This is a genomic window from Rhodocyclaceae bacterium (assembly GCA_020248265.1).
Taxonomy (GTDB): domain Bacteria; phylum Pseudomonadota; class Gammaproteobacteria; order Burkholderiales; family CAIKXV01; genus CAIKXV01.
In genome coordinates, this window is record JADCHX010000005.1 from 1 (window position 1) to 24551 (window position 24551).

A 24551-nucleotide genomic window follows, 5' to 3' on the forward strand; every position below is an offset into this window, starting at 1 on the left:
CCATTCGGGCGTGTGCGCACGATGGTGCCCGCTGTACAGGTCGAACACCCAGCGCAGTTCATCGACCGAGCGCGGCCGGGCGTTCCTGGCCGCATTCTTCTCGGCGAGCGCCTCGAACGCGGCGAGTTGCTCGAGCGTGCGCGGGGCAGTGAACGCATCGGCCGTGGCTGGGCCGGCCGCCATCGCCATGGCGAGCCCGACCGCACCGGCCAGGGCACGGCACACACGGGCCGCGAGGCCCTGCTTCAGGCGCGGCTGGCGCCGCGATCCCGGGGTGACAGATCCGGACATGTGATTCCTCTCTGGTTGCATGACCCGCGTACCGATGTACCTTTCTGCGCGTGCGTGCCGGCACGGGTGCCGCGACCGGCCGCAGCACCGATGGCGCCCGACGTTCAGCCCGCGGCCGGAGCCACCGCCGGCATGAAAGTGGCGCCCGCTACCGTGGGCGCACGCTGGCGAAGGTGCTCGGCGATGCGCGCGACGCCCTCGCGCAGCGAATCCATGCTGGTGGTGTAGGCGAAGCGCACGTGCTGGTGCGCCCGATGGACGCCGAAGTCTGCACCCGGCGTGATGGCGACGCCCGACCGCTCGAGCATATCGAGCGCGAAGGCGAAGCTGTCATCGGTGAGGGCGCTGCAATCGGCGTAAAGATAGAAGGCACCCTCGGGAATGACCGGGATGCGAAAGCCCAGCTCGATCAGCGCCTGCGCAAGGTAGTCGCGACGCTCGCCGAACTCGATCCGCTGGCGCTCGCAGATCGCCATGGATTCAGGCGTGAACGCGGCCAGCGCCGCATGCTGCGCGACCGTCGAACAGGCGAGGAACAGGTTCTGCGCCAGACGCTCGGCCGGGTCATGGTAGGCCTCGGGCACGACGATCCAGCCCAGGCGCCATCCGGTCATCGTGAAGAACTTCGAGAAGCCGTTGATCACGAACGCCTTGTCGGTCAGCGCCAGGGCGGTCGGCGGGCGCTCGCCGTACACCAGGCCGTGGTAGATCTCATCGACCACCAGTGCGGCGTTGCGGCCCTGCACCTCATCGACGATGCGCGCAAGCTCCGGCCCGGGAATGGTCGTGCCGGTGGGATTCGCCGGCGTGGCCACCATGACCGCGCGGGTGCGTTCGGTCCAGTTCGACGCGATCGAGGCAGCGGTGAGCTGGTAGCCGGTCTCAGGACCGCTCGGGATGCCGACGGGCACGCCCTCGCAGAAGCGGATGAAGTGCCGGTTCGCGGGGTAGGACGGATCGGCCAGGAGCACTTCGTCGCCCGGGCAGAGCAGCACGCCCATCGCGAGCAACAGCGCGCCGGACGAGCCCGGCGTGACGATGATTCGCTCGGGCGACACCTCCACGCCATGCTGTTCGCGGTAGTAGCCGGCGATTGCGCGGCGCAGCGCCGGCAATCCGAGGGCCGGCAGATAGTGCACGTCGCCACTGCGGGTCGCTTCAAGAGCGGCCGCAGTCACCGGCGAGGGCGTCGGGAAGTCGGGTTCGCCGATCTCCATGTGGATGATCGAACGACCCTGCGCTTCCAGTTCCTTCGCGCGGGCCAGCAGTTTCAGCACCTGGAACGTCGCGATGCCGGACATGCGCGCCGCCAGCGGCGCGCCCTGCAGTCTCGATGAACTCATTACACCCCGTGCCTGGTGAACCAGGCGCGCATCCTCTGCCAGGCATCGTCGGCTGCTGCCTTGCGGTAGCTCGGACGATAGTCGGCGTAGAACGCATGCGGTGCTTCCGGATACAGCACGATCTCGCTGGTCGTGTTGCCGGCGGCCTTCAAGGCAGCGCGCATCTTCTCGACCGTCTCGACCGGGATGCCGGCATCGGCCTCGCCGTACAGTCCCAGAACCGGAACCTTGAGCACCGGCGCGAGGTCCGCCGGATAGGCCGGCTGCAGCGGCGCCATCGAAGCAGCGACCAGCCGCCCGTACCAGGCGACCCCCGCCTTCACCGACGGGTTGTGCACGCAGTACGTCCACGTGATGCGCCCGCCCCAGCAGAAGCCGGTGACACCCAGCCGCGAGGTATCGCACTTGCCGGTGGCCTTTGCGTAGACGACGGCCGCGTCGAGGTCCGACATGACCTGGCTGTCGGGGACGTGGTTGACGACCTTGGCGAAGATCTCCGGGGGGTCGGTCAGCGTCGACACATCGCCCTGGCGCGCATACAACTCGACCGTGATCGCGAAATAACCGACCTTGGCCAGCCGACGGCACACGTCCTTTATGTGCTCATGTACGCCGAAGATCTCCTGTACGACCAGGATCACCGGCAGGTTGGTGCCGTTCTCCGGATACGCACGGTAGGCAGGCACTTCCCCGTCGCGGGTGACCAGCGCGACTTCGCCCGCCACCAGGCCGGCCGTATCGGTGCTGATGGCGGTCGACTGGATCGGCTCGCACGCACGGGCAAAGCCTTCGGTCAGCCTGCCGATCGGCGAACGGGTGCCCGGCAGGGCGCCGATGCCGGGCAGGGACTGCCAGCCGGTGTTCAGTGTCTGGTCCATGGGTTCGTCTCTGGTGGGGTTCTCTGGAGGATGCGCTTCAGGGGATGCCAACCCCCTATCGTACTAGGTCAGGCCGCCTTCGTGCGCCGCTGCGGCGGCCGGCGGCGACAGGCGCTTCGACGGCAGGGCCCGGAATAGGTCCAGGCCCAGGCCCAGGTCCAGGCCCAGGCCCAGGTCCGGGCCCGTCGGCGGCGCCCGAGCCCTTCACGCCCGCCAGCGCGAGCCCCTGATCCCAGTAGGGCTGGGGACCGAATCGGTCTACGAAGAAGTCGACGAATGCGCGCACCTTCGGGGAAAGGTAGCGGTTGGGCAGGTACACCGCATTGATGTGACTGCCGAAGGTGCCGAGGGCCTCGAAATCGGTGAACAGCGCCTTCAGTGTGCCGGCGCGCAGGTCGTCACCGACGACGAAGGTCGGAGACATCGCGATGCCGACACCGCGCAGCACCACCTCGCGGATGGCCAGGCTGTTGGTCGCGATGAAGTTGCCGCCGACCCGCACGCTGACGATCGACCCGTCCTGCGCCCGGAACTTCCAGTCGCTGTGCATCGACCGGAACGAATAGAACAGGCAGTTGTGGCTGACCAGCGCATCGAGCGACTGCGGCGTGCCGTGCTTCTTCAGATACTGTGGGGAGGCGCACACCACCCAGCGGATCGGCGCCAGTTTCCGGGCGACAGTGTTGGGCGCAAGCTCGCCGAACAGGTGGATCGCCACGTCGATACCCTCCTCCGCGAGGTCGGCACCGCGGTCGATGAGGTCCATCTCGAGCCTGATGTCGGGATACCTGGCGAGGAACTCCGGCACGGCCGAGGCCACGTGCATCCGGCCGAACGCAGCCGGGGCAGTCACCTTCAGCACGCCGCTGGGCGCGCTGCCCAGCCGGGACACCGCAACCTCGGCTGCCTCGGCCTCCTGCACCACGCGCGCGCAGTGCTGGTAGAAGGTCGTCCCGACGTCGGTCAGGCTGAGCGTGCGCGTGGTGCGATTGAGCAGCCGCGCCTTCAATTCGCGCTCGAGCCGCGCGACATGCTTGCTCACCGCCGACTTCGAGATGCCCAGCCGGCGCGCGGCTGCAGAGAAGCTCTTGGCCTCGGCGACGCGCGCGAAGATAGCCATCCCGACCAGGTTTTCGAGGTGTTCCACTGCCCTGCCCCACGAACGTCGGACGAAGCCAACGAGGAAACAATGTTATGCCAGAACACGGGATTGTGGCCGGAGGGAAACGTCAATCGCGACCTTTCGTGGCCGCCCGGGTCGCGTAGACTCCGCCGCAGGGTATTCATGGGCAAAGCGGAGGAAGCGTCGATGGATCGCAGGAGAGTAGTGCTGTCGGGCCTGGCTGGATCGCTGGCCTTCGCATCGGGCGCCACGCCTGCCCAGGAAGGCCGCCGCACGCCCGATGTGATCTACGTGCCGACGCCCCAGGAAGTGGTCGAAGGCATGCTGAAGCTGGCCAAGGTCGGCAAGACCGACGTGGTCTACGACCTCGGTTGCGGCGATGGGCGAATCGTGGTCACCGCCGCACGGCAGTTCGGCGCGCGCGCGGTCGGCATCGACATCGATCCCATCCGCATCCGCGAGGCGACCGAGAACATCCGCGTCGCCGGTGTCGGCGAGCGCGTGAAGCTGATCGAGGGCGATCTGTTCGCCACGGACATCAGCGAGGCGACCGTGGTCACGATCTACCTGTTGTCGCGGCTGAACCTCAAGCTGCGGCCGAAGCTCCTGAAGGAACTGCGGCCGGGCGCCCGCATCGTGTCGCATGCATTCGACATGGACGACTGGAAGCCCCAGCGCACCGAGTCGGTGGGATCGAGCACGATCTACCTGTGGACGGTGCCTGGCCGCAAGGCCTGAGCGCCAGGCGGACGACACTCAGCCGGTCGCGAGCCCGATCTCGCCGAGATACCTGGCGACACCCGCATCCAGTTTCGCGCCGGTCGGCAGCGCGGCCATGGTGTTCGCAGGCGTGGTCTCCGCTGCCTGCGCCAGTCGTGCGGCGATCGACGCCTGCCCCCGATCGAGCGCGCGCGCGATCCGGTAGCCGATGTCCGGTGCCAGCGTCGGTCGCGCCATCACGAAGCTCCATGAGCCGATCGAATGGATCGGCGCATCCTGTCCGGGATAGCTGCCAGGCGGCGCAGTCAGCGGCTTCAGGAAGCCGTGCTTCGCCATGATCGTCCTGGCCTCGTCGGCGCCGGGCGCGATGAAGCGCGCGCCGCCCGGGCTCGACGCCACCTTCACGAAGCCCGGCCAGCCGATGCCGCCGCCCCACAGTGCCGCGGCGCGACCGTCGAGCACCATCTCGGGACCATCGCCGGCCCGGTCGAGGTAGATCGCCCGGAAGTCGCGGTCCTGGTCGAGTCCCAGGCCATCGAGCAGATAGCGCGACAGGATGACCAGGCCCGAGCCGCGCGCACCGAACGCCACCGGCTTGCCGACCAGGTCGCGGATCGACCGTGCCGGGCTGTCTGCGCGCACCACGAACATGCCGGGCGTCGAGTACATGGCCGCGACGATGCGCAGGTCGGCCGGCGGCCGGCCGACGCCGGTGAGCACCTCGTAGGCGACCTCGCCCTGGACCAGCCCGATGTCGAGTTCGCCGCGCTCGAGCAACGGCACGTTCTCGGTGCTGCCCCTGGTATTGCGCGCCTCGATGGACAGCGACGAATCGAACTCGTGCAAGGTCTCGATGAAGGCTGCGCCGTAGGCGGGAAAACCCCCGCCGGGGGTAGCAGTGCCCAGCACGACGTGGGTCGGGGTGGGCGTGGCGGTCTCATTCGACGGGGTACTCATCCGGCTTCTCCGGGCTGGGTCAGCACACAACTTCAGGACAGGATCAGGGCGCCTCGCGCTCGTCGGCGCATTCCTGGCAGAACACTTCTGCCGGATCGGAATCCAGCCGCTCGCCTTCCATGGTCGCACGACATTCGCAGCACAGGCCATAGGAGCCGGCATCGATGCGCGCGAGCGCCGCCTCTACCTTGCGCCGGCGCAGGTTGAACTTCTCAAGCTGATCGCGAGTATTGACCTGCTGTGCCATCGCGTCCATGCGCGCCTGGCGCATGTCGGGCGAGACATCGGCCGCGACCTTTCCGGTCGGGGCAAGCAGGCCGGCAATGGAATCGCGCTGGCGGCCCAGGTCGGTGGCCAGGCGGGCGCGGTAGATCGTCTGTTCGGCATCATTCATCTGGGCGCGGTCCATTTTCGAGAGGGCTACAGCTTGCGCCCATTAGCGCCTGCCGGGGTGGATATCCGCAGCCCCGGGCTTGCCGCACGTCGGACGGGCTACAATCCGCGCCTCTCCGGCCGCCGGTGGCTGCCCGGACACACAACGAGCACGCATCCGATGAGCAGCAACCGGGAAGTCGCCCGCCGCCGCACCTTCGCCATCATCTCCCACCCGGACGCGGGCAAGACCACGCTCACCGAGAAGCTCCTGCTGTTTGCAGGGGCGATCCACATCGCCGGCAGCGTGAAGGCACGCAAGGCGAGCCGGCACGCCACCTCGGACTGGATGGAGATCGAGAAGCAGCGCGGGATCTCGGTCGCCAGCTCGGTGATGCAGATGGAATACCGGGACTGCGTGATCAACCTGCTCGACACGCCGGGCCACCAGGACTTCTCGGAAGACACCTACCGCGTGCTGACCGCGGTCGACGCCGCGCTGATGGTGATCGACGCGGCGAACGGCGTCGAGGCGCAGACGCTGCGGCTGCTGGAAGTCTGCCGCGCCCGCAATACGCCGATCGTCACCTTCGTGAACAAGATGGACCGCGAGGTGAAGGAACCGCTCGACCTGATCGACGAGATCGAGCGCGCGCTGGGCATGCCGGTGATCCCGTTCACCTGGCCGGTGGGCATGGGCAAGCGCTTCGGCGGCGTGTTCGACATCCGCCACGACTCGATGCGCGTATTCCGCGCCGGCGAAGACCGGGTGCGCGACGACGACGAAGTAATCAACGGCATCGACAACCCGGAGTGCGCCAGCCGCTTCGGCGAAGCGTTCGCGCAGGCACGGCAGGAGATCGAGCTGCTGCAAGGCGCCGCCCCCGCGTTCGATCGCGAAGCCTTCCTCGATGCACGGCAGACCCCGGCGCTGTTCGGCTCGGCGATCAACAACTTCGGCGTGCGCGAAGTGCTCGACGCGCTGGTCGAACTCGCCCCGCCGCCCGGATCGCGCCCGGCGATCCAGCGCACGGTCGAGCCCTCCGAACCGACGTTCTCCGGCGTGGTGTTCAAGGTGCAGGCGAACATGGATCCGGCCTATCGCGACCGGATCGCGTTCATCCGCGTCTGCTCGGGCCGTTTCGAGCGCGGCATGAAGCTGAAGATCTGCCGCAGCGGGAAAGAGATCCGCACCAGCAACGCGATGTCATTCCTGTCGCAGCGGCGCGACCTGCTGGAAGAGGCATGGCCCGGCGATATCATCGGCCTGCCGAACCACGGGTTGCTGCAGCTCGGCGACACGCTCACCGAAGGCGAGATGCTGCAGTTCACCGGCCTGCCCTTCTTCGCGCCGGAACTGTTCCAGGAAGTCGAGGTGGCCGATCCGATCCGCGCGAAGCAGCTGCGCAAGGGTCTGCTGCAGCTCGGGGAGGAAGGCGCAATCCAGGTCTTCCGGCCCGAGACCGGCGGCCCGCTGTTGCTCGGCGCCGTGGGGCAACTGCAGTTCGAGGTGGTCGCGCACCGCCTGGAGAACGAATACGGCGTGAAGCCGCGGCTGACCCAGAGCCGCTACCGGATCGCGCGCTGGGTGACCTCCACTGATGCGGACGAACTGAAGCGGTTCCTGCGCACGAACTCACACCGGGTGGCAGTAGACGTGGTGGATGCGCCGGTGTTCCTTGCCGCGCACGCGTCCGAGCTGGACGTGGCGAAGGAGCGCTGGGAGGGCATCCGGTTCCATGCGATGCGGGAGCATGCCGGGCTGGTGTTCCAGACGGGAGTCTTCGAGTAGCGCCTCGCGGCCGCGTGCAGTCACAACCCCTGGCCGAGCGGCGACAGCAGGATGTCCTGCACCTGGACATGGCCCGGGGTCGACAGGATGTAGCCGACCGCATCGGCGATATCGGCAGGCAGCAGCGGCTGCAGCTTCTCGAAGTACGACTCGTAGGTGAAGGCGCCTCCACTGGCACGTCCCCGGAACTCGGTCGCGACCATGCCGGGGGAAATCATCGACACCCGGACGCGGGCCCCGCATGCGAACAGTTCCGCGCGGAGCGTATCGGTCAGCGCCCTGAGCGCGAACTTCGACGCCTGGTAGAACGCGAAGCCCGGAACCTGGCCCCGGTGCCCGTAGATCGAGCAGATATTGATGATCTGCGTGTCAGGCCGGGCAACCATGGTGCGCAGCGCCTCGCGCGCGCATAGCGCAGGCGCCGCGACGTTCACGTTCATCGTCTCGACCCAATCCTCCCACTTGCCCTCCGCCAGCGGGCCCATCATCCCCGTCCCTGCATTGTTCACCAGCAGGTCGAGCGGCCCCCACTGGCGCTCGACCTGCGAAAAGATAGCCAGGACCTGTTCCGGCATCCTCAGGTCACCTGGGCAGGCGATCGCCTCCGCGCCTGCCGCCGTCAACGCGTCGGCAAGCGCGCGAACTCTCTCCGCGCGCCTGGCGACGAGCGCGACCTTCATGCCGGCACCGGCCAGGCGCCTTGCGATGGCCTCTCCAATGCCGCCCGAGGCGCCGGTGACCAGCGCCACCCGGCCGCGCCAGCGCTCGATGCCCGCCCCGTTTCCAGTTGTCTCCGCCATTACGATCCCCCTTCGTGCCGTGTCTATAATGTCCCGAACCGCGCGCTCGGGGCATGCATGCAACGCACGCCCTGCCCCTCGCCCGCTTTGCCATTTGCCCCCTGAACCCGCCTCCACAGGAGCCCAGGCGTGGATAGTACCGACATGAAGTTCTGTACCAGCCTCGAGCGGGACGCGAAGTACGAACCCGGCCTGCGGCCTTTCCTGGAGTACCGCGACCTGGGCCTGCGCGAGGCCACGAACGGACGGTTCCGTGCCCATGTGCTGCGCGTGAAGCGGGGGTCGGATCACAGTTCCCTGCACACCACCGGCCTGCACACCCATCGGCTCGACTTCCAGATGATCTATGTGCTCAAGGGCTGGATCCGCTTCACCTACGAAGGTCACGGTGAACACACGTTCGGCCCGGGTGACTGCTGCATGCAGCCGCCCGGCATCGTGCACAACGAACTCGACTGCTCGGACGACCTCGAACTGCTCGAGATCACGTCGCCGGCGGATTTCCAGACCGTCCCACTTGCCAGGTAAGCGCCAGATGGAAGACATCTCCGCATTCACGCCGTTCCTCGCCGTCAATACGGCCGACATCGAATGGGACGAGAACGTCACCCTTTTCCAGTTGCCCACCGGGGCGCACAAGATCCACCCGAATCTCAAGATCAAGGTGCTGATGCGCGATGACGCCCGCGGGCAGGTGGCTGCGCTGGTGAAGTTTCCGCCCGGCTATGTCGAACCAGCGCACAGCCACGTGACTTCGCACTGCGTTCTCGTGGTGGAAGGCGAGCAGCATGTAGGCGGGAAGATCCTGCGCCAGGGCGATTTCCACTACGCCCCGCCGGATACCGTGCACGGGCCCTTCGAGTATCCGGTCGGCGGCGTCGTGTTCTCGGTGTTCAGGTTCCCGGTCGCGGCCGGCACCTGACCGGACGCATCAGGCGTCCCCGGCTTCCTCGCGGATCAAGTCCGCCCCCTTTTCGGCGATCATGAACGTCGGGGCATTCGTGTTGCCGGACACCAGGGTGGGCATGATGGACGCATCGACCACCCGCAGACCAGGCACGCCGTGCACCCGCAGCCGCGCGTCCACCACCGCTTCGTCGTCGCTGCCCATGCGGCAGGTTCCGACCGGGTGGTAGCTGATGCCACCGCGCAGGCGGATATGGTCAAGCAGGTCCGCATCTGAACGGCATGACGGCCCGGGGTCGTGTTCGGCCTCGAGATAGCGGCCGATCGACGGCTGCGACATCATCCGCCGCGCGGCCTTGAGTCCCTCCAGCAGGATCGGCGCATCGGCCTCGTGCGTGAGATAACCGGGCTGGATCATGGGTGGCTCCAGCGGGTCGGACGACCGGATCGCCACCCGGCCCCGGCTCAGCGGCCTCAACAACCGCGCCACGATGGAGAACCCCGAGAACCGGTGCAGCCCGGCACCGGCCTTGTCGCCGCTGAACAACGCAAGGCCCACCTGTACATCCGGCCGGGCTATACCGGGGACCGTGCTGATGAACCCGGCCGCGTACGACGCGCCCATTGCCAGGACACCCTTGCGCAGGAGCGCATAGCGAAGGCCCGCAGCCATGCCGCGCAGGGGATTCGCCAGCGCATCGTTCAGCGTGAACGGGCGGTTGCTGCGATACACGAGCCGCCCGTTGTAGTGGTCCTGCAGGTTTGCGCCGACCCCCGGACGATCGGCCACCAGCGCGATGCCGTGTTCGCGCAGCAGTCCGGTCGGCCCTATGCCCGACAACTGGAGCAGTTGCGGCGAGTTGAACGCCCCTGCGGCGACGATCACTTCACGGCGCGCGATCGCCAGCCCCTCGCGTCCGTCGACCAGGTAGCGAACGCCTTCGGCCCGGCGGTCGGAAAACTGCAGGCCCGTCGCCCGCGCTCCGGTGACGACCTGCAGGTTCGGACGCCCGAGCGCCATGCGCAGGAAACTCGTCGCCGCGCTGCTGCGCAGGCCGTTGCGGGCGGTGAGCTGGACATACCCGAATCCGGCCTGCTGCCGTCCATTGAAATCCGGGTTGCGGGGATAGCCACCTTGTTCCGCGGCTTCGATGAACGCGTCGCAGAGCGGATGCGGCTCCGCCGGATCGGACACCCGGAGCGGCCCGCCTGCGCCATGCCAGGCATCGGCCCCGCGCTGCTGGTCTTCGGACTTCCTGAAGTACGGCAGGACTTCCGCCGCGCTCCAGCCATCATTGCCCAGTTGCGCCCAGTGATCGTAGTCCTCGTGCTGTCCACGGATGTAGACCAGGCCGTTGATCGAACTGGAGCCGCCCAGCACCTTGCCGCGCGGCTGCGCGATGGGCCGGTTGCCGGTCGCCGGATCCGGCTCGCTCGCGTACAGCCAGTTGACCTTCGGGTTGGCGAAGTGCCGACCGTAACCCAGCGGGATGTGGATCCAGGGGCTGCGATCGGGGCCACCGGCTTCGAGCAGCAGCACGCGGTGGCGCCCCGACTCGGTCAACCGTGCCGCCAGCACGCAGCCGGCGGTGCCCGCCCCGACAATCACGTAATCGAATGCCGCCGATTCGCTGCTCACTGCTGCCCCTCCCCGAGTGCAACCTGTCCGGATCGACGTCCGGTGCCGTCGCTGCTTGACCCCTGCAGCGTCGAAAAGTACCCTGATTTATCGAATGGGTCGATAGAACCCGAGGAGGAGGACATCCGATGGTGCGTGCGTTGATGGTCGCGATGGTCACCGGCTGCTGCATGGCCCAGGCAGCGACAGCCGCCGACAGTTTCCCCGACCGGGCAATACGTTTCGTGGTGCCCTTCCCGCCGGGGGGCGGCACTGACGGATTCGCGCGGGTAATCGGCGGCAAACTGAACGAGTATTTCGGCCAGCCGGTGATCATCGACAACCGCGCTGGCGCGCAGGGCAGCATCGGTACCGCCATCGGCGCCCGGGCCGCGCCGGACGGCTACACGCTGACGCTGGCGCACTCCGGTTCGCTGGCGATCAATCCCCACCTCTATCGCACTCCCGGGTACGACACGCTGAAGGATTTCGCTGCCGTGTCCGGTGGCGTCAGCATGCCCTTCATCCTGGTGCTGCACCCGTCTATTCCGGTGACGACCGCGAAGGAACTAGCCACCTACGCAAAGCAGCATCCGGACAGGCTCACCTTCGCTTCGTCATCGTCCGGCCCATGGATCGCCGGCGAATTGTTCCGACTGACCACAGGTGCGCAGATGGTCCATGTGCCCTACAAGGGCGGCGCTCCGGCGACCGCGGCGCTGCTCGGCGGCGAAGTGTCGATGACCTTCACCGTGCCGTTCACCATCGTGTCGCATGTGAAGTCGGGACGGCTGCGCGCGATCGCGCTGTTCGCCAAAGAGCGGCTGGAGGCGCTGCCCGATGTTCCCACCGCGATGGAGGCCGGCTATCCGGCGCTCACCAACATCAACGAGTGGTACGGCGTAGCGGTGCCTGCGGGAACGCCGCGCGCCCGGATCATGACGCTCAACGCCGCCATCGTGCGCGCGCTCAATTCGCCGGATGTGCAGAAACGCCTGGCCGACCTCGGGCTGCAGCCGGCGCCAAGTACGCCTGAGCAGTTCGCCCGGGTGATCAGCGAAGACCATGCGCGCTGGGGCAAGGTGGTAAAGGCTTCCGGAGCCAGGCTCGACTGACGCCATGGTGGCGAAGCCCGATGTCTGCCGCCGTTCCGAAGCGCCGCTCCAGCCTGCGGCCACGCTCGCCTGCGCGCTGGCGCTGCTCGCCACCGGCGTACAGATCGCGATGGCCCAGCCTGCCTCGGCATTCCCGGCGAAGCCGCTGCGCATCGTCTCCCCCTATTCGCCCGGCGGGCTCGGCGACAGTTTTCCCCGCGCGGTTGCCGCCAGCCTCACCGAAGCGCTCGGGCAACCGGTCATCGTCGAGAACCGACCCGGCGCATCGCAGGTGATCGGGATGCAGGTGGCAGCCAAGGCACCACCAGACGGCTACACCATGGTGTTCGGCAGCGTGACCAGCCTTGCCATCAACCCGGCCGTCAGCAAGGAACTCCCCTACGACCCGGTCAAGGATTTCGCCCCGCTGAGCCTGTGCGTGACCACGCCGCTCTACCTGGTGGTGCACCCCTCGGTACCGGCGACGAGCGTGAAGGACCTGATCGCGCTGGCACGAAAGCAGCCAGGCCGCCTGACCTTCGCCTCGGGCGGCAACGGTTCGTCGAACCACCTGGCCGGCGAGCTGCTGAAACTGCTCGCCGGCATCGACATGATCCACGTACCCTACAAGGGTGCCGGACCGGCGATGGCCGATGTGATGGGCGGGCATGTCGACCTCATGCTCGGCTCCGCTGGCCTGTCCGAGGCGCGCGCAGGACGCGTGCGCGTACTCGGTGTCACCAGCACGAAGCGCGCGGCGGCCGCACCCGATGTACCCACGCTGCAGGAAGCCGGGATTCCCGGCTACGAATCGACCATCTGGTTCGGCCTGCTCGCCACTGGCGGCACACCGGCACCGATCGTCGATCGCCTTTCGCGCGACATACGCAAGGTGCTGCAGCAGCCGGCACTGCAGAAGACCTTCAGCACGGTCGACATCACGCCGACGACGCCGGAGGGATTCGCCGCGCACATACAGGCCGAGATGCAGAAGTGGCGCAAGGTGATCAGCCGCGCAAAGATCGTGATGGAGTGAAGCCAGTGAAACCCGTTTCGTTTGCGATCATCGGTGCCGGCATCGGCGGCCTCGCCACGGCAGCGCTCCTGCTGCGGGCCGGCCACCGGGTGCAGGTGTATGAACAGGCGACCCGCTTCGCCCGGGTCGGCGCCGGCATCCAGATGGCCCCCAACGCAGTCAAGGTGCTACGTCACCTCGGCATCGAAGACGTGCTGCGCAGGACGGCATTCCAGGCGGATTTCGCGATCAGCCGCACATGGGACACCGGCGTCGAGACCAGCCGCCTCCCGCTGGGCTCGGAGGTCGAGCGCGCCTTCGGTGCACCCTACCTCTTCCTGCATCGAGCCGACCTGCATGCCGCGATCGCCGGCATCGTGCCTCCCGAAGTCGTGCATCTGGGCATGAAGCTCGCGGCGATCGACCAGGACCCGCAGGGCGTGGACCTGCGCTTCACGGACGGGACATCCGCACGTGCCGACGCGGTGATCGGTGCCGACGGCGTTCACTCCCTGGTCCGCGAGACGCTGCTCGGACCCGAGACACCACGGTTCACCGGCCGGGTGGCCTACAGGACCACTTACGCGTCCGACCGCCTGCGGGGCCTGAAGCTGGCCCCGGTGCGCACCAAGTGGTGGGGACCGGACAGGCACATGGTGGTGTACTACGTCACCCGCGCGCAGGACGAGCTGTACTTCGTGACCAGCGTACCCGAACGTGCCGAGTGGACCACGCCCGAGTCATGGTCCGCGAAGGGAGATCTCGACGAACTTCGTGCTGCATACGCCGGCTTTCACCCGGAGGTACAGGCGATCCTGGAAGCATGTCCCGAGGTCTTCAAGTGGGCGCTGTTCGAACGCGATCCCCTGGCGAGGTGGTCGGACGGACGCATCGCGCTGCTCGGCGATGCCTGCCATCCAATGACGCCCTACATGGCCCAGGGTGCGGCGTCCGCGCTCGAGGATGCAGCAGTCCTGTCGCGCTGCCTCCGCCGGGTCGAGCCGGACGGCGTACAGGAGGCTTACCAGCTGTACGAACGCATCCGGAAGCCGCGCGCATCGGACATCCAGGCTGGGTCGAGCGCGAACAACTGGCTGCGCGACAAGACCGATCCGGGCTGGGTCTATGGTTACGACGCCAGCACGGTAGACCTCGAGGACGCGGCCGGCCATTGAATCGTCGCTACCTCGGCAGGTCGCCCGGTCCATGGTGGGTACTGCGCCTGCCCGCATCAGGATTACGGGTACACAAGAGGGCAGCAGGAAGGCCGGGGCTCAGGCATGAGTTGTCCAGAAAGCGTACTCCTGCCTCGCACAGCGGCAACTTGAGGGCTAGACTTGAAAAACCTCTGCGGCACAAGACCTCCCAGTCCTGCGTTCCGAGGCGGCGCCAGCCACACCAAAGCGACACAACGACATAACTACAGACAACCCAGGGGGAACCACCATGAACCGCAGGAACATGATCACCGCCATTGCGTCAGTGGCCGCGTCTGGCACGCTGCTTGCCGGTTGCAGCACCAACATGGGTTCGGGCGCCACGCCCGCCGAGCGCCGCGCCACGATCGACAAGGGCTTTGACAAGGCCATGGGCGAGCTCTTCCAGAGCGTCAGCGGCACGCGCGAACTCGCCGCGCGCGCGCGCGGCATCCTCGTGTTCCCGAACGTGATCCAGGCCGGCTTCATCATCGGCGGCGAGTTCGGCGACGGGGCGCTCCGCGTCGGCGGCAAGACGATCGACTATTACAGGATCACCGCAGGCTCGTTCGGCTTCCAGGCCGGTGGCCAGTCGAAGGCCTTGATACTGATGTTCCTGACCGAGTCGGCGTTCGCCGGCTTCCGCAAGTCCGATGGCTGGACCGCGGGTGTCAATGCCTCGGTGGCGGTGATGCGCGCCGGCGCGAACGCAGCGGTGGATACTGCGACTGCGAAGGCGGACATCGCCGGCTTCGCACTTGCCAACGCGGGCCTGTTCGCAGGTGCTGCGATCGACGGCAGCAAGATCTCCAAGCTGGAGTTCTGATCTGCGCGCGCCCGCGCGCTCCGGCCAGGGCGCGCGGGCGGGCAGTCCGGACATGTGTCACGCAGTACGCAATTTCGCTATCCGTACGACCGCCACCGCCAGCATCGGCAGCACGAAGCCGATCACCATCACCGTCACGAGCAGCATGCCCAGCTCGCTGTAGTCCGCCGGTACCTTTACCGCGCCGGTGGCGTCCTTCACCTCGCGCGTCACGTCGAATACCTGGTTCAGGTACTTGGTGCCGAGCTGCGATGCGGACAGCGCGAGGTTGGTGAACGAGGCCATCACCGCGAAGAACGTCGCCTTCAGGTGCTCAGGCGCCGAGTTGGCGATCCAGGCAAGCATCGGGATCATCGCTATCTGGCCGAGCGGCGACTCCAGCGCGGTATCGATCACCGCAATGAAGTGGGCGTCGACCACGCCGCCTGTCATTGCCGCGGTCCAGTGGTGCAGGCCGTGGTACATGCCCAGCGTCGGCAGCGCGAGGATCGTGCCGGCGATGGTGAGGAACACGACGATCGTGGCGAGCGAGTGTTCGGCGATGAACCGGCGGAAGATGAACAGGCCAGCCAGCGTGAGCAGGCTGCCGAGCAGCGACAGCTTCGCGAGGAACTGCTGGTCGAAGCCGAGTTCGTCGATGAACCACCAGGTGGCGCCCGCGCCCGGGCCGGGCATCGCGCGGAAGATGAACACGACCACCGCGGTACCGATCAGCAGTCGCTGCGCATCGGGGTCGAGCTCGCGGGTAAGGCGCACCATCAGGAACACGATCACCGCCATCGAGCCGGCGAAGATGATCTCCTGGCCGTAGTCGAACCTGCCGAGGCCGACGGCGAGGGTGATCGCCACGAACACCAGGCTACCGCCGAGGATCCACCAGTTCGGCGTGGTCGCCGAGGGCGTCTCGTAGAGCACGCGCGCGATCTCTTCGCGCGACTTGCCGAGCGCGGCCAGCTTGCGCACGGTGCTGCGCTTCATGAAGCCTGCGAGCATCACGCCCAGCACCGACAGCAGCGGGATCACCAGTGCCAGCGCATACACGTTGCCGTAGATGGCGACCTTCTGCGCCTCGGGCAGCTTCGCCGCGTCCTGGAACATCCAGACGTTGATCAGCCCGACCAGTACGGTGCCACCGATGATCGCCACCCGGCCGAGCATCTGCATGGTCGTGTGCATCAGCTTGCGCGTGTCCGGGTCGACCGGATTGCCCTGCGCGTCCAGCCTTGGCACCGCCTCGACGGTCATCGCGTCGGCCACGCAGTCCTGGATCACGAAACCGACCGGCGACAGCAGCGCCGAGACGACGAACCAGACCTCCTTCGATGCAATCGCGACCATCGCATCGGTATGCACGATCAGCCCGTACATGATCAGCAGGCTGGCCGCGATCACCGAGGCGCCGAGCCAGACCAGCCACGCCTTGTAGCGCCAGATCAGATCGACCAGGTGTCCGAGCGGCATCTTCAGCGCCCAGGGGATACCCGCCCAGAAGCCGAGCGCGGCGAGGAAGGCCGCCGACAGCCCGAGGTACTCCTTGACGAAGAAGGTACCGACGATACCGGTCAGGCCCGACACCCCGGCCGCCACGTACACCATCAGCGGCGGCAGGTAGGACCAGCGCATGTCGCGGCCGAGCGACAGCACGGTTCGGTCGAACCAGCGCCAGATTGCGTTGCCGGTGTCTGCAGTGGCTGTCTTCGTGTCGGTCGTCATGGGGCCTCGGTCGCTTGTGGCGAAGACTACCTGCTTCGCGCGATTCTGCCGACTCCGGGCGCCTGACCGCCCTTCCGCCGCTGGCTCAGAGCCTGATCAGGATGTTCCCGTACCCATCGAGTTCCGCCGTGGCACCCGGCGGCACCACGCAGGTCGAATCGTAGTCCTCGACGATCAGCGGACCGTCGGTCTTCCGGGCGAGATCCGACCGACGCAGGATCGGCGTCAGCTGCCAGCCGGCCTGCGGACCGAAGTAGACCTGTCGCGGCGGCGGCGCCGGCCGCTCGGCACGCACGTCGTGCAGCGCCTCGGGTACCAGTGGACGCTCGGGCAGGCCCAGTGCGATCACCTTGATGTTGACCATTTCGATCGGTATCGACGACGGTGAGCGGTGACCGTAGGTCCGTTCGTACTCTTTAGCGAACGTCTCCTCCAGCACCGGCACGGTGGTCGCATCGAGCGGAGCATCCGGCGCGGGCACCGCGAGTTCGTACGACTGCCCCTTGTAGTGCATGTCGGCAAACTTGCGGATGCGGATGCGCTCCGGCGGAAAGCCCTCGGCCTCGAGCTGGGCGCGGCCATGGGCGATCAAACGGTCCCAGGCGGCGTTGATATCCGCCACGCCCGCCGTCGAAAGTACGCGCCGGAAGGTGCGCGAGTAGTGGTGCTCGACGTCGGCATAGAGCAGCCCGAACGACGAGAACAGGCCAGCCGAGGGCGGAACCACCACCAGCTTCATGCCGAGCGATTGCGCGAGATCCGCGCCGAACAGCGGGCCGTTGCCGCCGAAGGCGAACAGCGAGAAGCCGCGCACGTCGCGGCCGCGCTCGACCGACACCGCGCGGATCGCGCGCATCATGTTCGAGCCGGCGATCTTGAAGGCGGCATAGGCGGCATGCTCCGGCGACAACCCGAGCGGCCCGGCCACCTTCTCGGCCACCGCGCTGCGGCTCTTCGAGGCGTCGAGCGACAGCTCGCCCTGCACGAGGTGCTGCGGGTTGATGTAGCCGAGCACCACGTTGCAGTCGGTGATGGTCGGCTCGGTGCCGCCCTTGCCGTAGCAGACCGGTCCGGGAAAGGCGCCTGCGCTGTCCGGCCCGACGCGTACCGCGCCGCCGGCGTCGACGCGCACGATCGAACCGCCGCCTGCGCCGACTTCCGCCAGGTCGATCGCCGGCACCCTCAACAGGTAGCCCGACCCGGTCAGCAGCCGCGAGCCGATCATGATGCCGCCGCCAACGCTGTACTCGGTGGCGCGCGACACTTCGCCTTCCTCGACGATCGAGGCCTTGGCGGTGGTTCCGCCCATGTCGAAGGTAACGATCTGGGTCAGCCCGAGTTTCTTCGCCAGCGCCTGCGCACCGACCACGCCGCCGGCCGGTCCGGACTCGACGATGTTCACCGGCATGCGTGCGGCCTCGGCATCGGTGATCAGGCCGCCGTTGCTCTGCATCAGCAGCAGCTTCGCATGGATGCCCGAATCGTCGAGGCTCTTGCGCAGCGTTTCAAGGTAGCGCTTGACGATCGGCAGGATATACGCGTTGACCGTGGTGGTCGAAGTGCGCTCGTACTCCTTGATCTCGGGCAGCACGTCGTGGCTCACGCAGTGCGGCAGGCCGGGCGCGCGTGCCTCGATCACCCGCTTGATCGCGTACTCGTGCACCGGGTTCAGGTACGAATTCTTCAGGCATACGGCGATCGCCTCGACACCTTCGCCGAGCATGCGATCGACGACCTGTTCGACCTGGGCGAGGTCCAGCGCCACCTCGATCTCACCCCGGGCGTTGATCCGCTCGTCCACCGGCAGCCGCAGGTAGCGCTCGACCAGCGGCTGCGGCTTGTTCCAGACGATGTTGTAGAGATGCGGCCGGCGCAGGTTGCGGATCTCGAGGATGTCGCGGAAGCCCTCGCTGCAGATGAGCCCGGTCAGCACGCCCTTGTGCTCGAGGATCGCATTCGAGCCGACCGTCGTACCGTGGCGCAGCACGTCGACGTCGCTGCCCGCCAGTCCGTGCTCCTTGAACAGGTCGCTAAGGCCCTGGACGATCGCCAGCGCGTAGTTGTCCACGCTGGAGGAGATCTTCTTGGTCAGCAGCCGGCCGTCCTCGGACAGGAAAACGATGTCGGTGAAGGTGCCGCCGATGTCGACGCCGACGCGGTAGGTGGGGTGGTGCGGAAGGGAGTCGCTCATTTCCTCGATGCCTCGATCGCGCGGATGTCGGTGCCGTCGAAATCTGCCGGCCATGCATGGGTGACGAAGGGTAGCGTCGCGCCGCCGCGCGCGGCGCGCATGGACTCGCGCAGCGCATGCGTACCCGCCTCGTCCACCAGCCAGTGCTTGCGGTCGACCACCACCCCGTACTGCGACCGCGCGAGTTCGTCGGACAGCAGTTCATTGCGCACGTCGCGCAGCACGCGCGCCGGATCGCGCTCGAGCGGATCGCCCCAGCCGCCACCGCCGGCGAGCACCGTGCGGAACACGTCACCGCGGTGGATGGAGCGGGTGAACTTGCCGGTCAGCGGCTCTTCCTGCGACGTGCCCGGGTTTAGCACGTTCTCCGAGGGACGGCCCGGCTGACCACCGTACAACCCGAACGCCGGGAATCGCTTGCGGTCGGCGCGCACCGACAGCACTGCCTCGCCTTCCAGGAACCGGTAGTCGCGCCTGTACGGCGCGCCGCCGCGGTACTTGCCCGGGCCGAACTTGTCCGGCACGAACTCGTAGGACAGGAACTGGATCGGGTATTCGGCCTCGATCGACTCCACCGCATGCGAGGCCATGTTTCCCTTGATGTGCGACAGACCGTCATGGCCGTCGTCGAACGCGCGCGCGCCCCACGAACCGCAGGTGAAGTCGACATAGATGAACGACTTGCGGTCTCGGTAGTAGCCGCCGATCGACACGTTGGTGTTGCCGCCGTCCGAGGCGGTCATGCCGTTGTCGGGCAGCATCTGGGCGAGCGCACCGAAGGTGGCATCGGTCATCCGGAAACCGGTCATTGCGCGCGCCGCGCAGGCGCCCGGCATGATCACGTTGGCGATCGTGCCCTCCGGCGCTGTCACCCTGATCGGGCGCGAGGCGCCCTCCGCGTTCGGGATGTCCTGCGGCAGGATCGCGCGCACCGCGGTCCACGCGGAACCGCAGCTGTAGCTGTAGGTGGAATTGATCGCACCGCGCACCTGCGGGCTGGACCCGGTGTAGTCGACCTCCATCTCGTCGCCGTGCTTGCGCACGGTCACGAACAGGCGGATCGGCTTGTCGCGGTCGACCCCGTCGTCGTCGATCCAGTCCTCGAAGCTCCACTCGCCGTCGGGCAGCTTCTCGATCGCCGCGCGGGTGACGCGCTCGGCGTAGATGTTGATCTCCTTCATGAAGAAGGCGACCGTGTCGGTACCGTAGCGCTCGACCAGTTCCAGGAACTGCTTCTCCGCAACGTAGCAGGCCGACAGCTGCGCGGTGAGGTCGCCCACCACCTTGTCCGGCACCCGCACGTTCGCCTCGAAGATGCGGAAGAAGGTGAAGTTCTTGACGCCGCGGTCGAACAGCTTGATCGGCGGGATACGGATGCCTTCCTGGAAGATCTCGGTCGAGTCGGCCGCGCTCGACCCCGGCACCCTCCCCCCGACGTCGGTGTGGTGCGCGATGGTGCAGGCAAAGGCCAGCCGCCTGCCGTCGACGAAGATCGGCTGGAACACGAAGATGTCGGGCAGGTGCATGCCGCCTTCGAACGGGTCGTTCATCGCGAACACATCGCCCGGATGGATGTCGCCCTCGAAACACTTCATCACCGACTGCAGCGCGACCGGGATCGCACCCAGGTGCCCGGACAGGGTCAGCCCCTGCGCGACGATCACCCCGTCACCGTCGGCGAACGCAGTGGAGAAGTCCATGTTGTTCTTCACCACCGAGGTGTAGCTGGTACGGTGGACGGTGACCGCCATCTCGTCGGCGATCGCCGCGACCGAGTTCTTGAACAGCTCGAACGCGATCGGGTCACGAGTGGTGGACGCAATGGTGCCAGCGGCTGTCGGTGCATTCATCTGGGGCCTCGCCCGGGGGGATTTCCGCTAGCGTACCGGCAAATCGGCAGACCCGGCAGGGTTCCCGCAACACGGCAGGCATGGCACCCGCGCAACCTGTCGCACCGCACAGGTATGATGTGCGGCACGCGTCTCACCGGAACCCCTCGATGACCGATCTTGCCCAACGTCTCGCGCTGCACACCTGGTCGCTCGACACGACGCCGCTCGCGGAGGCGCTGGCGGCGGCACGCGCTGGCGGCTTCGATGCGATGGAGCTTCGGCGGATCGACTTCACGCGCTGCCTCGACATGGGGATGAGCAATGCCCAGGTACTCGACCTGGTCAGGACCAGCGGCATGCACATCGCCGTCCTCGGCACCGAATACGGCCTGCTGTTCGCCGAGGGTGCCGAGCGGCGCCGGTTGTTCGACGTGTTCGCCCTGACCTGCAGCAACGCGGTCGCGATGGGTTGTCCGATGATCATGACCGCACCCGGCCAGAACAACGGCACCGTCGCGCAGGCGGCACTGTCGCTGCGCGAAGCCGCGCAGATCGCAGCGGACCACGGCCTGAGGCTCGCACTCGAGTTCAACTCGCAGCACGACGTGATCAACCATCTCGAGGTCGCACGCGAGATCATCGCGAAGGCCGCGCATCCGGCCGCCGGGCTGCTGATCGACGCGTACCACCTGCAGCGCAGCGGCTCGCCGGGCCGCGGCTTCGAACATGTCGCACCGGAGGAGATCTTCACCTTCCAGTACAGCGACGTCCCTGCGGGCCCGCCGCCCGGCCAGCGGCGACCGACCGACCGGCTGCTGCCCGGCGAGGGAATCGTGCAGTGGCGGGCGGTGTTCGACCTGTTGCGCGAGAAGGGCTATGGCGGCTACATGAGCTTCGAGGCGCCCAACCCGGCGCTGTGGGCGCGGCCACCGACCGAAGTTGCGCGCGAGGCGGCCGACGCAACGCGCAGGCTGCTGGCCGCCTGATCGTCCAGCCTGATCCACCCGATCCCGAGCGGCCCGCCAGAGGCCGCCGACACACCGCATGACCAGTCCCCCGGAGGAGCATATGCAGAACCAGTACCCTGCCGCGAAGCGGCGCATCGCCCGACCGTCGCGTCCGACCGCCCTGGCGGTCGCCATATCCGCAACCGGTGCAGCGGCATTGCTCGCGCTGCCATCGATCGCCGCCGCACAGGCCTTTCCGGCCAAGCCCATCCGCCTGGTCGTCGCCCAGGCCGCTGGCAGCGCGACCGACGTGATCGCGCGCATCTTCACGCCGCGCTGGAGCGAACTGCTCGGCCAGCCGGTGGTCGTCGACGTGCGCCCCGGTGCCGGCGGCTCGCTCGGCGCGGAGATCACCGCGAAGTCGCCAAACGACGGCTACACGCTGCTGCTCGCGAACATCTCGACCCACGGGGTCAACCCTGCCCTCTACGCGAAGCTGCCGTACGATCCGGTGAAGGATTTCTCGCCCGTGTCTCTGGTGAGCACCACGGCCAACATCATCGTCGTGCACCCGTCGGTGCCGGCGAAGACGGTGAAGGAACTGGTCGCGATCGCGCGTGCAAAGCCCGGCATGCTGAACTACAGTTCGGCCGGACCGGGCAGTTCGCAGCACCTGGCGGCGGCGCTGCTCAACACGCTGATGAAGATCGAGACCACGCACGTGCCCTACCGCGGCAGCCCGCCGGCGCTGGCTGGCGTGGTCGCCGGCGAGATCGCGTTCATGATACCGACCCTGACCACTGCCCTGCCGCAGATCCAGAACGGCCGGGTACGCGCGATCGCGGTGACCGGACCGACGCGCGAGCAGGAAGTGCCGAACATCCCGACTGTCGCCGAGACGATCCCCGGCTATGACGTGGTCAGCTGGTGGGGCGTGGTGGCACCGGCCAATACGCCGCGACCAGCGGTCGACCGCCTCAACGCAGACCTCGTCAAGACGCTGGCTGCGGCTGACGTGAAGACCGGTCTGCTCAAGGTGGGCATGAACGCCTCCAGCACGACGCCCGAACAGTTCGCCCAGTACATCCGCGACGAGATCGCGAAATGGACGAAGGTGGCGAAGGCGGCGAACATCAAGCTCGAGTAGCCGCGCCGCCGGGCTACCGGCCGGCTGGCTCAGCCCAGCCGGCCCACCGCATCCTCGAGCAGTGTCCACGCCGTGCGTCCGAAGCGTTCCTTCGAGCGCAGGTAGAACTCGGTCGAAAGCGCGCGGCGGAAGCCGGCGACATCGGCGGTGTTGAAGATCATCCCGCGGTCGGCGAGCCCACGCTCGAGGTCTCGGTTGAATCCGTCGGTATACGCGCACTGCCGCGCCACGTGCCTGGCCACCGCGCGTTCCACGATCGACACGGTCGATACGGGCAGCCGCTGCACGAAGGCGAGGTTGCCGATCAGGTTGAAGCCGGACCACATGTGGCTGGTCAGGCTCACGTAGCGCGTGACCTCGTAGAGCCGGTTCACCTCGCACACCGCGAGCGGGTTCTCCTGGCCGTCGACACGGCCACTCGCCAGCGAGGAATACAGTTCGCTGATGTTGGCGATCACCGGCGTCGCGCCCAGCGCGGTGAAGGTGTCGATGAACAGCGGGCTGTCGGGCACCCGCATGCGCACACCGGCGAGGTCCTCGACGCCACGGACAGGCTTCTCGCGCATGACGATGTGGCGGAATCCGTTCTCCATCAGGCCGCCGCCGAACCCGCGGATGCCGGCCGCGAGCATCTCGCGGCGCAGGTATTCGCCGAGTGGCCCGGCATCGGCGGCATGCACCTGTGCATGGCTGGTGAAGGCGAACGGCAACCCCTGTATCCCGGCCGCCGGGACGACGTCGCCGAGCAGCCCGCCCATCAGCACGATGAACTCCACCTCGCCGGCAATCAGCATCTTCAGCGCAGCCGGATCGGATCCCGGGATGCCGGCATTCTGCGCATGGACCGTGATCTCGAGCGCACCGCCGGTCTCGCGCCGCACCTCGTCCCACAGGTCGACCAGGAAGCCGTGCAGGTGGCTCTTCTCGGGCTGGTTGTGGAACTGGCGGCCGGTGACCGCCGCACCGATGTTCAGAACATCACCCGGCCGCCGTTGACGTCGAGCGACACGCCATTGATGTAGCTCGCCGCATCGGAGGCGAGCCAGAGCATCGCGTTCACATGGTCGACCGGTTCGGCCAGGCGCCGCAACGGGATGGTCGCCGCCATCTGCTCGACCTGCTCCGGCGTGCGCAGGGCAGCCACCCGGGGCGTCAACGTGGTGATCGGCGCGATCGAGTTGGCGGTGATGTTGTGCGGGCCCAGTTCCCAGGCGAGGAATCGGGTGAGCTGGATCACGCCGGCCTTGGCCGCGCCGTAGGCGGGCGACGAGGTCGCGTGCACGGTACGCCCGGAGATCGAGGCGATGTTGATGATGCGCCCGGCCTTCGAGGCCTTGAGCGCCGGGATCGCCGCCTTGCACATCAGGAAGGTACCGCGCAGGTTGAGCGCGATCACCTTGTCGAATTCCTCGACCGGCATCTGCTCGATATTGAGCATCTTCGTGTAGCCGCCGGCGCAGTTCACCAGCACGTCGAGGCCACCGAACGCGAAGGTCACCTCCGCGACAGCCGCCTGCACCGAGGCCTCGTCCGAGATGTCGCAGTGCACATGGCGAGCGGTCCCGCCCGCCGCGACCAGTTCCGCCGCCAGCGCCTGGGCGTCGTCACGCGCGATGTCGACCAGCGCGACCCGCGCGCCCTGCGCGGCGAACTCGCGCGCGGCCACGGCGCCGATGCCCGAGGCGGCGCCAGTGATGGCTACCACCCTGCCGTTGAGTTCCGGATACGCAGCCATGTGTACCTTTCGAGCGGTTGGTGCGTTGAGACAACCCATATAATACGAGGTTTGC

The 24551-nt window shown here is 67.4% G+C and carries 23 protein-coding genes; 10 read left to right on the forward strand and 13 right to left on the reverse strand.

Annotated features, from left to right (window positions below; genetic code table 11):
• The 4 genes from ING98_07295 to ING98_07310 form a co-directional block, all read right to left on the reverse strand.
• Positions 1–291 (reverse strand): hypothetical protein (locus ING98_07295; GenBank protein ID MCA3101660.1); only part of this gene is annotated, 291 nt, incomplete at its 3' end.
• A 104-nt stretch (positions 292–395) separates the two neighbouring features.
• Positions 396–1592, reverse strand: coding sequence for a pyridoxal phosphate-dependent aminotransferase (locus tag ING98_07300; protein MCA3101661.1), 1197 nt, complete (start codon positions 1590–1592; stop codon positions 396–398).
• 41 nt (positions 1593–1633) lie between these two features.
• Positions 1634–2512 (reverse strand): dienelactone hydrolase family protein, encoded by an 879-nt coding sequence (locus ING98_07305; GenBank protein MCA3101662.1) that lies wholly within the window; start codon positions 2510–2512, stop codon positions 1634–1636.
• A gap of 55 nt (positions 2513–2567) precedes the next feature.
• Positions 2568–3632, reverse strand: a complete 1065-nt coding sequence (locus ING98_07310) for a LysR family transcriptional regulator (GenBank protein ID MCA3101663.1) — start codon at positions 3630–3632, stop codon at positions 2568–2570.
• Between the two features lie 165 nt (positions 3633–3797).
• On the opposite strand from ING98_07310, the gene ING98_07315 reads away from it, so the two are divergent.
• A complete protein-coding gene (locus ING98_07315) occupies positions 3798–4373 on the forward strand; it encodes a class I SAM-dependent methyltransferase (GenBank protein MCA3101664.1) in 576 nt (191 codons plus the stop codon).
• 18 nt (positions 4374–4391) lie between these two features.
• On the opposite strand, the gene ING98_07320 is transcribed toward ING98_07315, so the two are convergent.
• Together ING98_07320 and ING98_07325 are read right to left on the reverse strand one after the other, a co-directional pair.
• Complete coding sequence (locus ING98_07320) at positions 4392–5312, reverse strand: TAXI family TRAP transporter solute-binding subunit (GenBank protein MCA3101665.1); 921 nt, start codon at positions 5310–5312, stop codon at positions 4392–4394.
• Positions 5313–5355: 43 nt separating this feature from the next.
• On the reverse strand, positions 5356–5706 hold the full coding sequence (locus tag ING98_07325) for a molecular chaperone DnaK (protein ID MCA3101666.1): 351 nt from the start codon (positions 5704–5706) through the stop codon (positions 5356–5358).
• A gap of 159 nt (positions 5707–5865) precedes the next feature.
• On the opposite strand from ING98_07325, the gene ING98_07330 reads away from it, so the two are divergent.
• Entirely contained in the window at positions 5866–7476 is a 1611-nt protein-coding gene (locus ING98_07330) for a peptide chain release factor 3 (GenBank protein MCA3101667.1), read from the forward strand.
• Between the two features lie 20 nt (positions 7477–7496).
• On the opposite strand, the gene ING98_07335 is transcribed toward ING98_07330, so the two are convergent.
• Positions 7497–8276 carry an SDR family NAD(P)-dependent oxidoreductase gene (locus tag ING98_07335; GenBank protein MCA3101668.1) on the reverse strand — a complete coding sequence of 260 codons (780 nt, stop codon included), beginning with the start codon at positions 8274–8276 and terminating at the stop codon, positions 7497–7499.
• A gap of 144 nt (positions 8277–8420) precedes the next feature.
• On the opposite strand from ING98_07335, the gene ING98_07340 reads away from it, so the two are divergent.
• Entirely contained in the window at positions 8421–8804 is a 384-nt protein-coding gene (locus ING98_07340) for a cupin domain-containing protein (protein MCA3101669.1), read from the forward strand.
• A 7-nt stretch (positions 8805–8811) separates the two neighbouring features.
• Positions 8812–9198, forward strand: a complete 387-nt coding sequence (locus ING98_07345) for a cupin domain-containing protein (protein ID MCA3101670.1) — start codon at positions 8812–8814, stop codon at positions 9196–9198.
• A gap of 9 nt (positions 9199–9207) precedes the next feature.
• Here the strand turns inward: ING98_07345 and ING98_07350 are convergent, their stop codons facing one another.
• Entirely contained in the window at positions 9208–10821 is a 1614-nt protein-coding gene (locus tag ING98_07350; GenBank protein ID MCA3101671.1) for an FAD-dependent oxidoreductase, read from the reverse strand.
• 128 nt (positions 10822–10949) lie between these two features.
• Here ING98_07350 and ING98_07355 point away from each other — a divergent pair, with 128 nt between their 5' ends.
• The 4 genes from ING98_07355 (at position 10950) to ING98_07370 (ending at position 14931) form a co-directional block, all read left to right on the forward strand.
• Positions 10950–11915 carry a tripartite tricarboxylate transporter substrate binding protein gene (locus tag ING98_07355; protein MCA3101672.1) on the forward strand — a complete coding sequence of 322 codons (966 nt, stop codon included), beginning with the start codon at positions 10950–10952 and terminating at the stop codon, positions 11913–11915.
• 4 nt (positions 11916–11919) lie between these two features.
• A complete protein-coding gene (locus tag ING98_07360; GenBank protein ID MCA3101673.1) occupies positions 11920–12930 on the forward strand; it encodes a tripartite tricarboxylate transporter substrate binding protein in 1011 nt (336 codons plus the stop codon).
• 5 nt (positions 12931–12935) lie between these two features.
• Positions 12936–14084 carry an FAD-dependent monooxygenase gene (locus ING98_07365; GenBank protein ID MCA3101674.1) on the forward strand — a complete coding sequence of 383 codons (1149 nt, stop codon included), beginning with the start codon at positions 12936–12938 and terminating at the stop codon, positions 14082–14084.
• Between the two features lie 271 nt (positions 14085–14355).
• Positions 14356–14931 (forward strand): hypothetical protein, encoded by a 576-nt coding sequence (locus tag ING98_07370; protein MCA3101675.1) that lies wholly within the window; start codon positions 14356–14358, stop codon positions 14929–14931.
• A gap of 57 nt (positions 14932–14988) precedes the next feature.
• Here the strand turns inward: ING98_07370 and ING98_07375 are convergent, their stop codons facing one another.
• From ING98_07375 to ING98_07385, 3 genes are all read right to left on the reverse strand, one after another.
• Complete coding sequence (locus ING98_07375) at positions 14989–16644, reverse strand: hypothetical protein (GenBank protein ID MCA3101676.1); 1656 nt, start codon at positions 16642–16644, stop codon at positions 14989–14991.
• 85 nt (positions 16645–16729) lie between these two features.
• Positions 16730–18835, reverse strand: coding sequence for a hydantoinase/oxoprolinase family protein (locus tag ING98_07380; protein ID MCA3101677.1), 2106 nt, complete (start codon positions 18833–18835; stop codon positions 16730–16732).
• Positions 18832–20685 carry a hydantoinase B/oxoprolinase family protein gene (locus ING98_07385; protein MCA3101678.1) on the reverse strand — a complete coding sequence of 618 codons (1854 nt, stop codon included), beginning with the start codon at positions 20683–20685 and terminating at the stop codon, positions 18832–18834. The genes ING98_07380 and ING98_07385 overlap by 4 nt, the downstream gene beginning before the upstream one ends.
• Positions 20686–20834: 149 nt before the next feature.
• Between ING98_07385 and ING98_07390 the strand changes: the two genes are divergently transcribed.
• Both ING98_07390 and ING98_07395 read left to right on the forward strand, forming a co-directional pair.
• On the forward strand, positions 20835–21653 hold the full coding sequence (locus ING98_07390; protein ID MCA3101679.1) for a sugar phosphate isomerase/epimerase: 819 nt from the start codon (positions 20835–20837) through the stop codon (positions 21651–21653).
• A gap of 82 nt (positions 21654–21735) precedes the next feature.
• Complete coding sequence (locus ING98_07395) at positions 21736–22761, forward strand: tripartite tricarboxylate transporter substrate binding protein (protein ID MCA3101680.1); 1026 nt, start codon at positions 21736–21738, stop codon at positions 22759–22761.
• A gap of 29 nt (positions 22762–22790) precedes the next feature.
• On the opposite strand, the gene ING98_07400 is transcribed toward ING98_07395, so the two are convergent.
• Positions 22791–23642, reverse strand: a complete 852-nt coding sequence (locus ING98_07400; GenBank protein ID MCA3101681.1) for a TRAP transporter substrate-binding protein — start codon at positions 23640–23642, stop codon at positions 22791–22793.
• An 89-nt stretch (positions 23643–23731) separates the two neighbouring features.
• Complete coding sequence (locus tag ING98_07405) at positions 23732–24496, reverse strand: SDR family oxidoreductase (protein MCA3101682.1); 765 nt, start codon at positions 24494–24496, stop codon at positions 23732–23734.
• Positions 24497–24551: the final 55 nt, after the last annotated feature.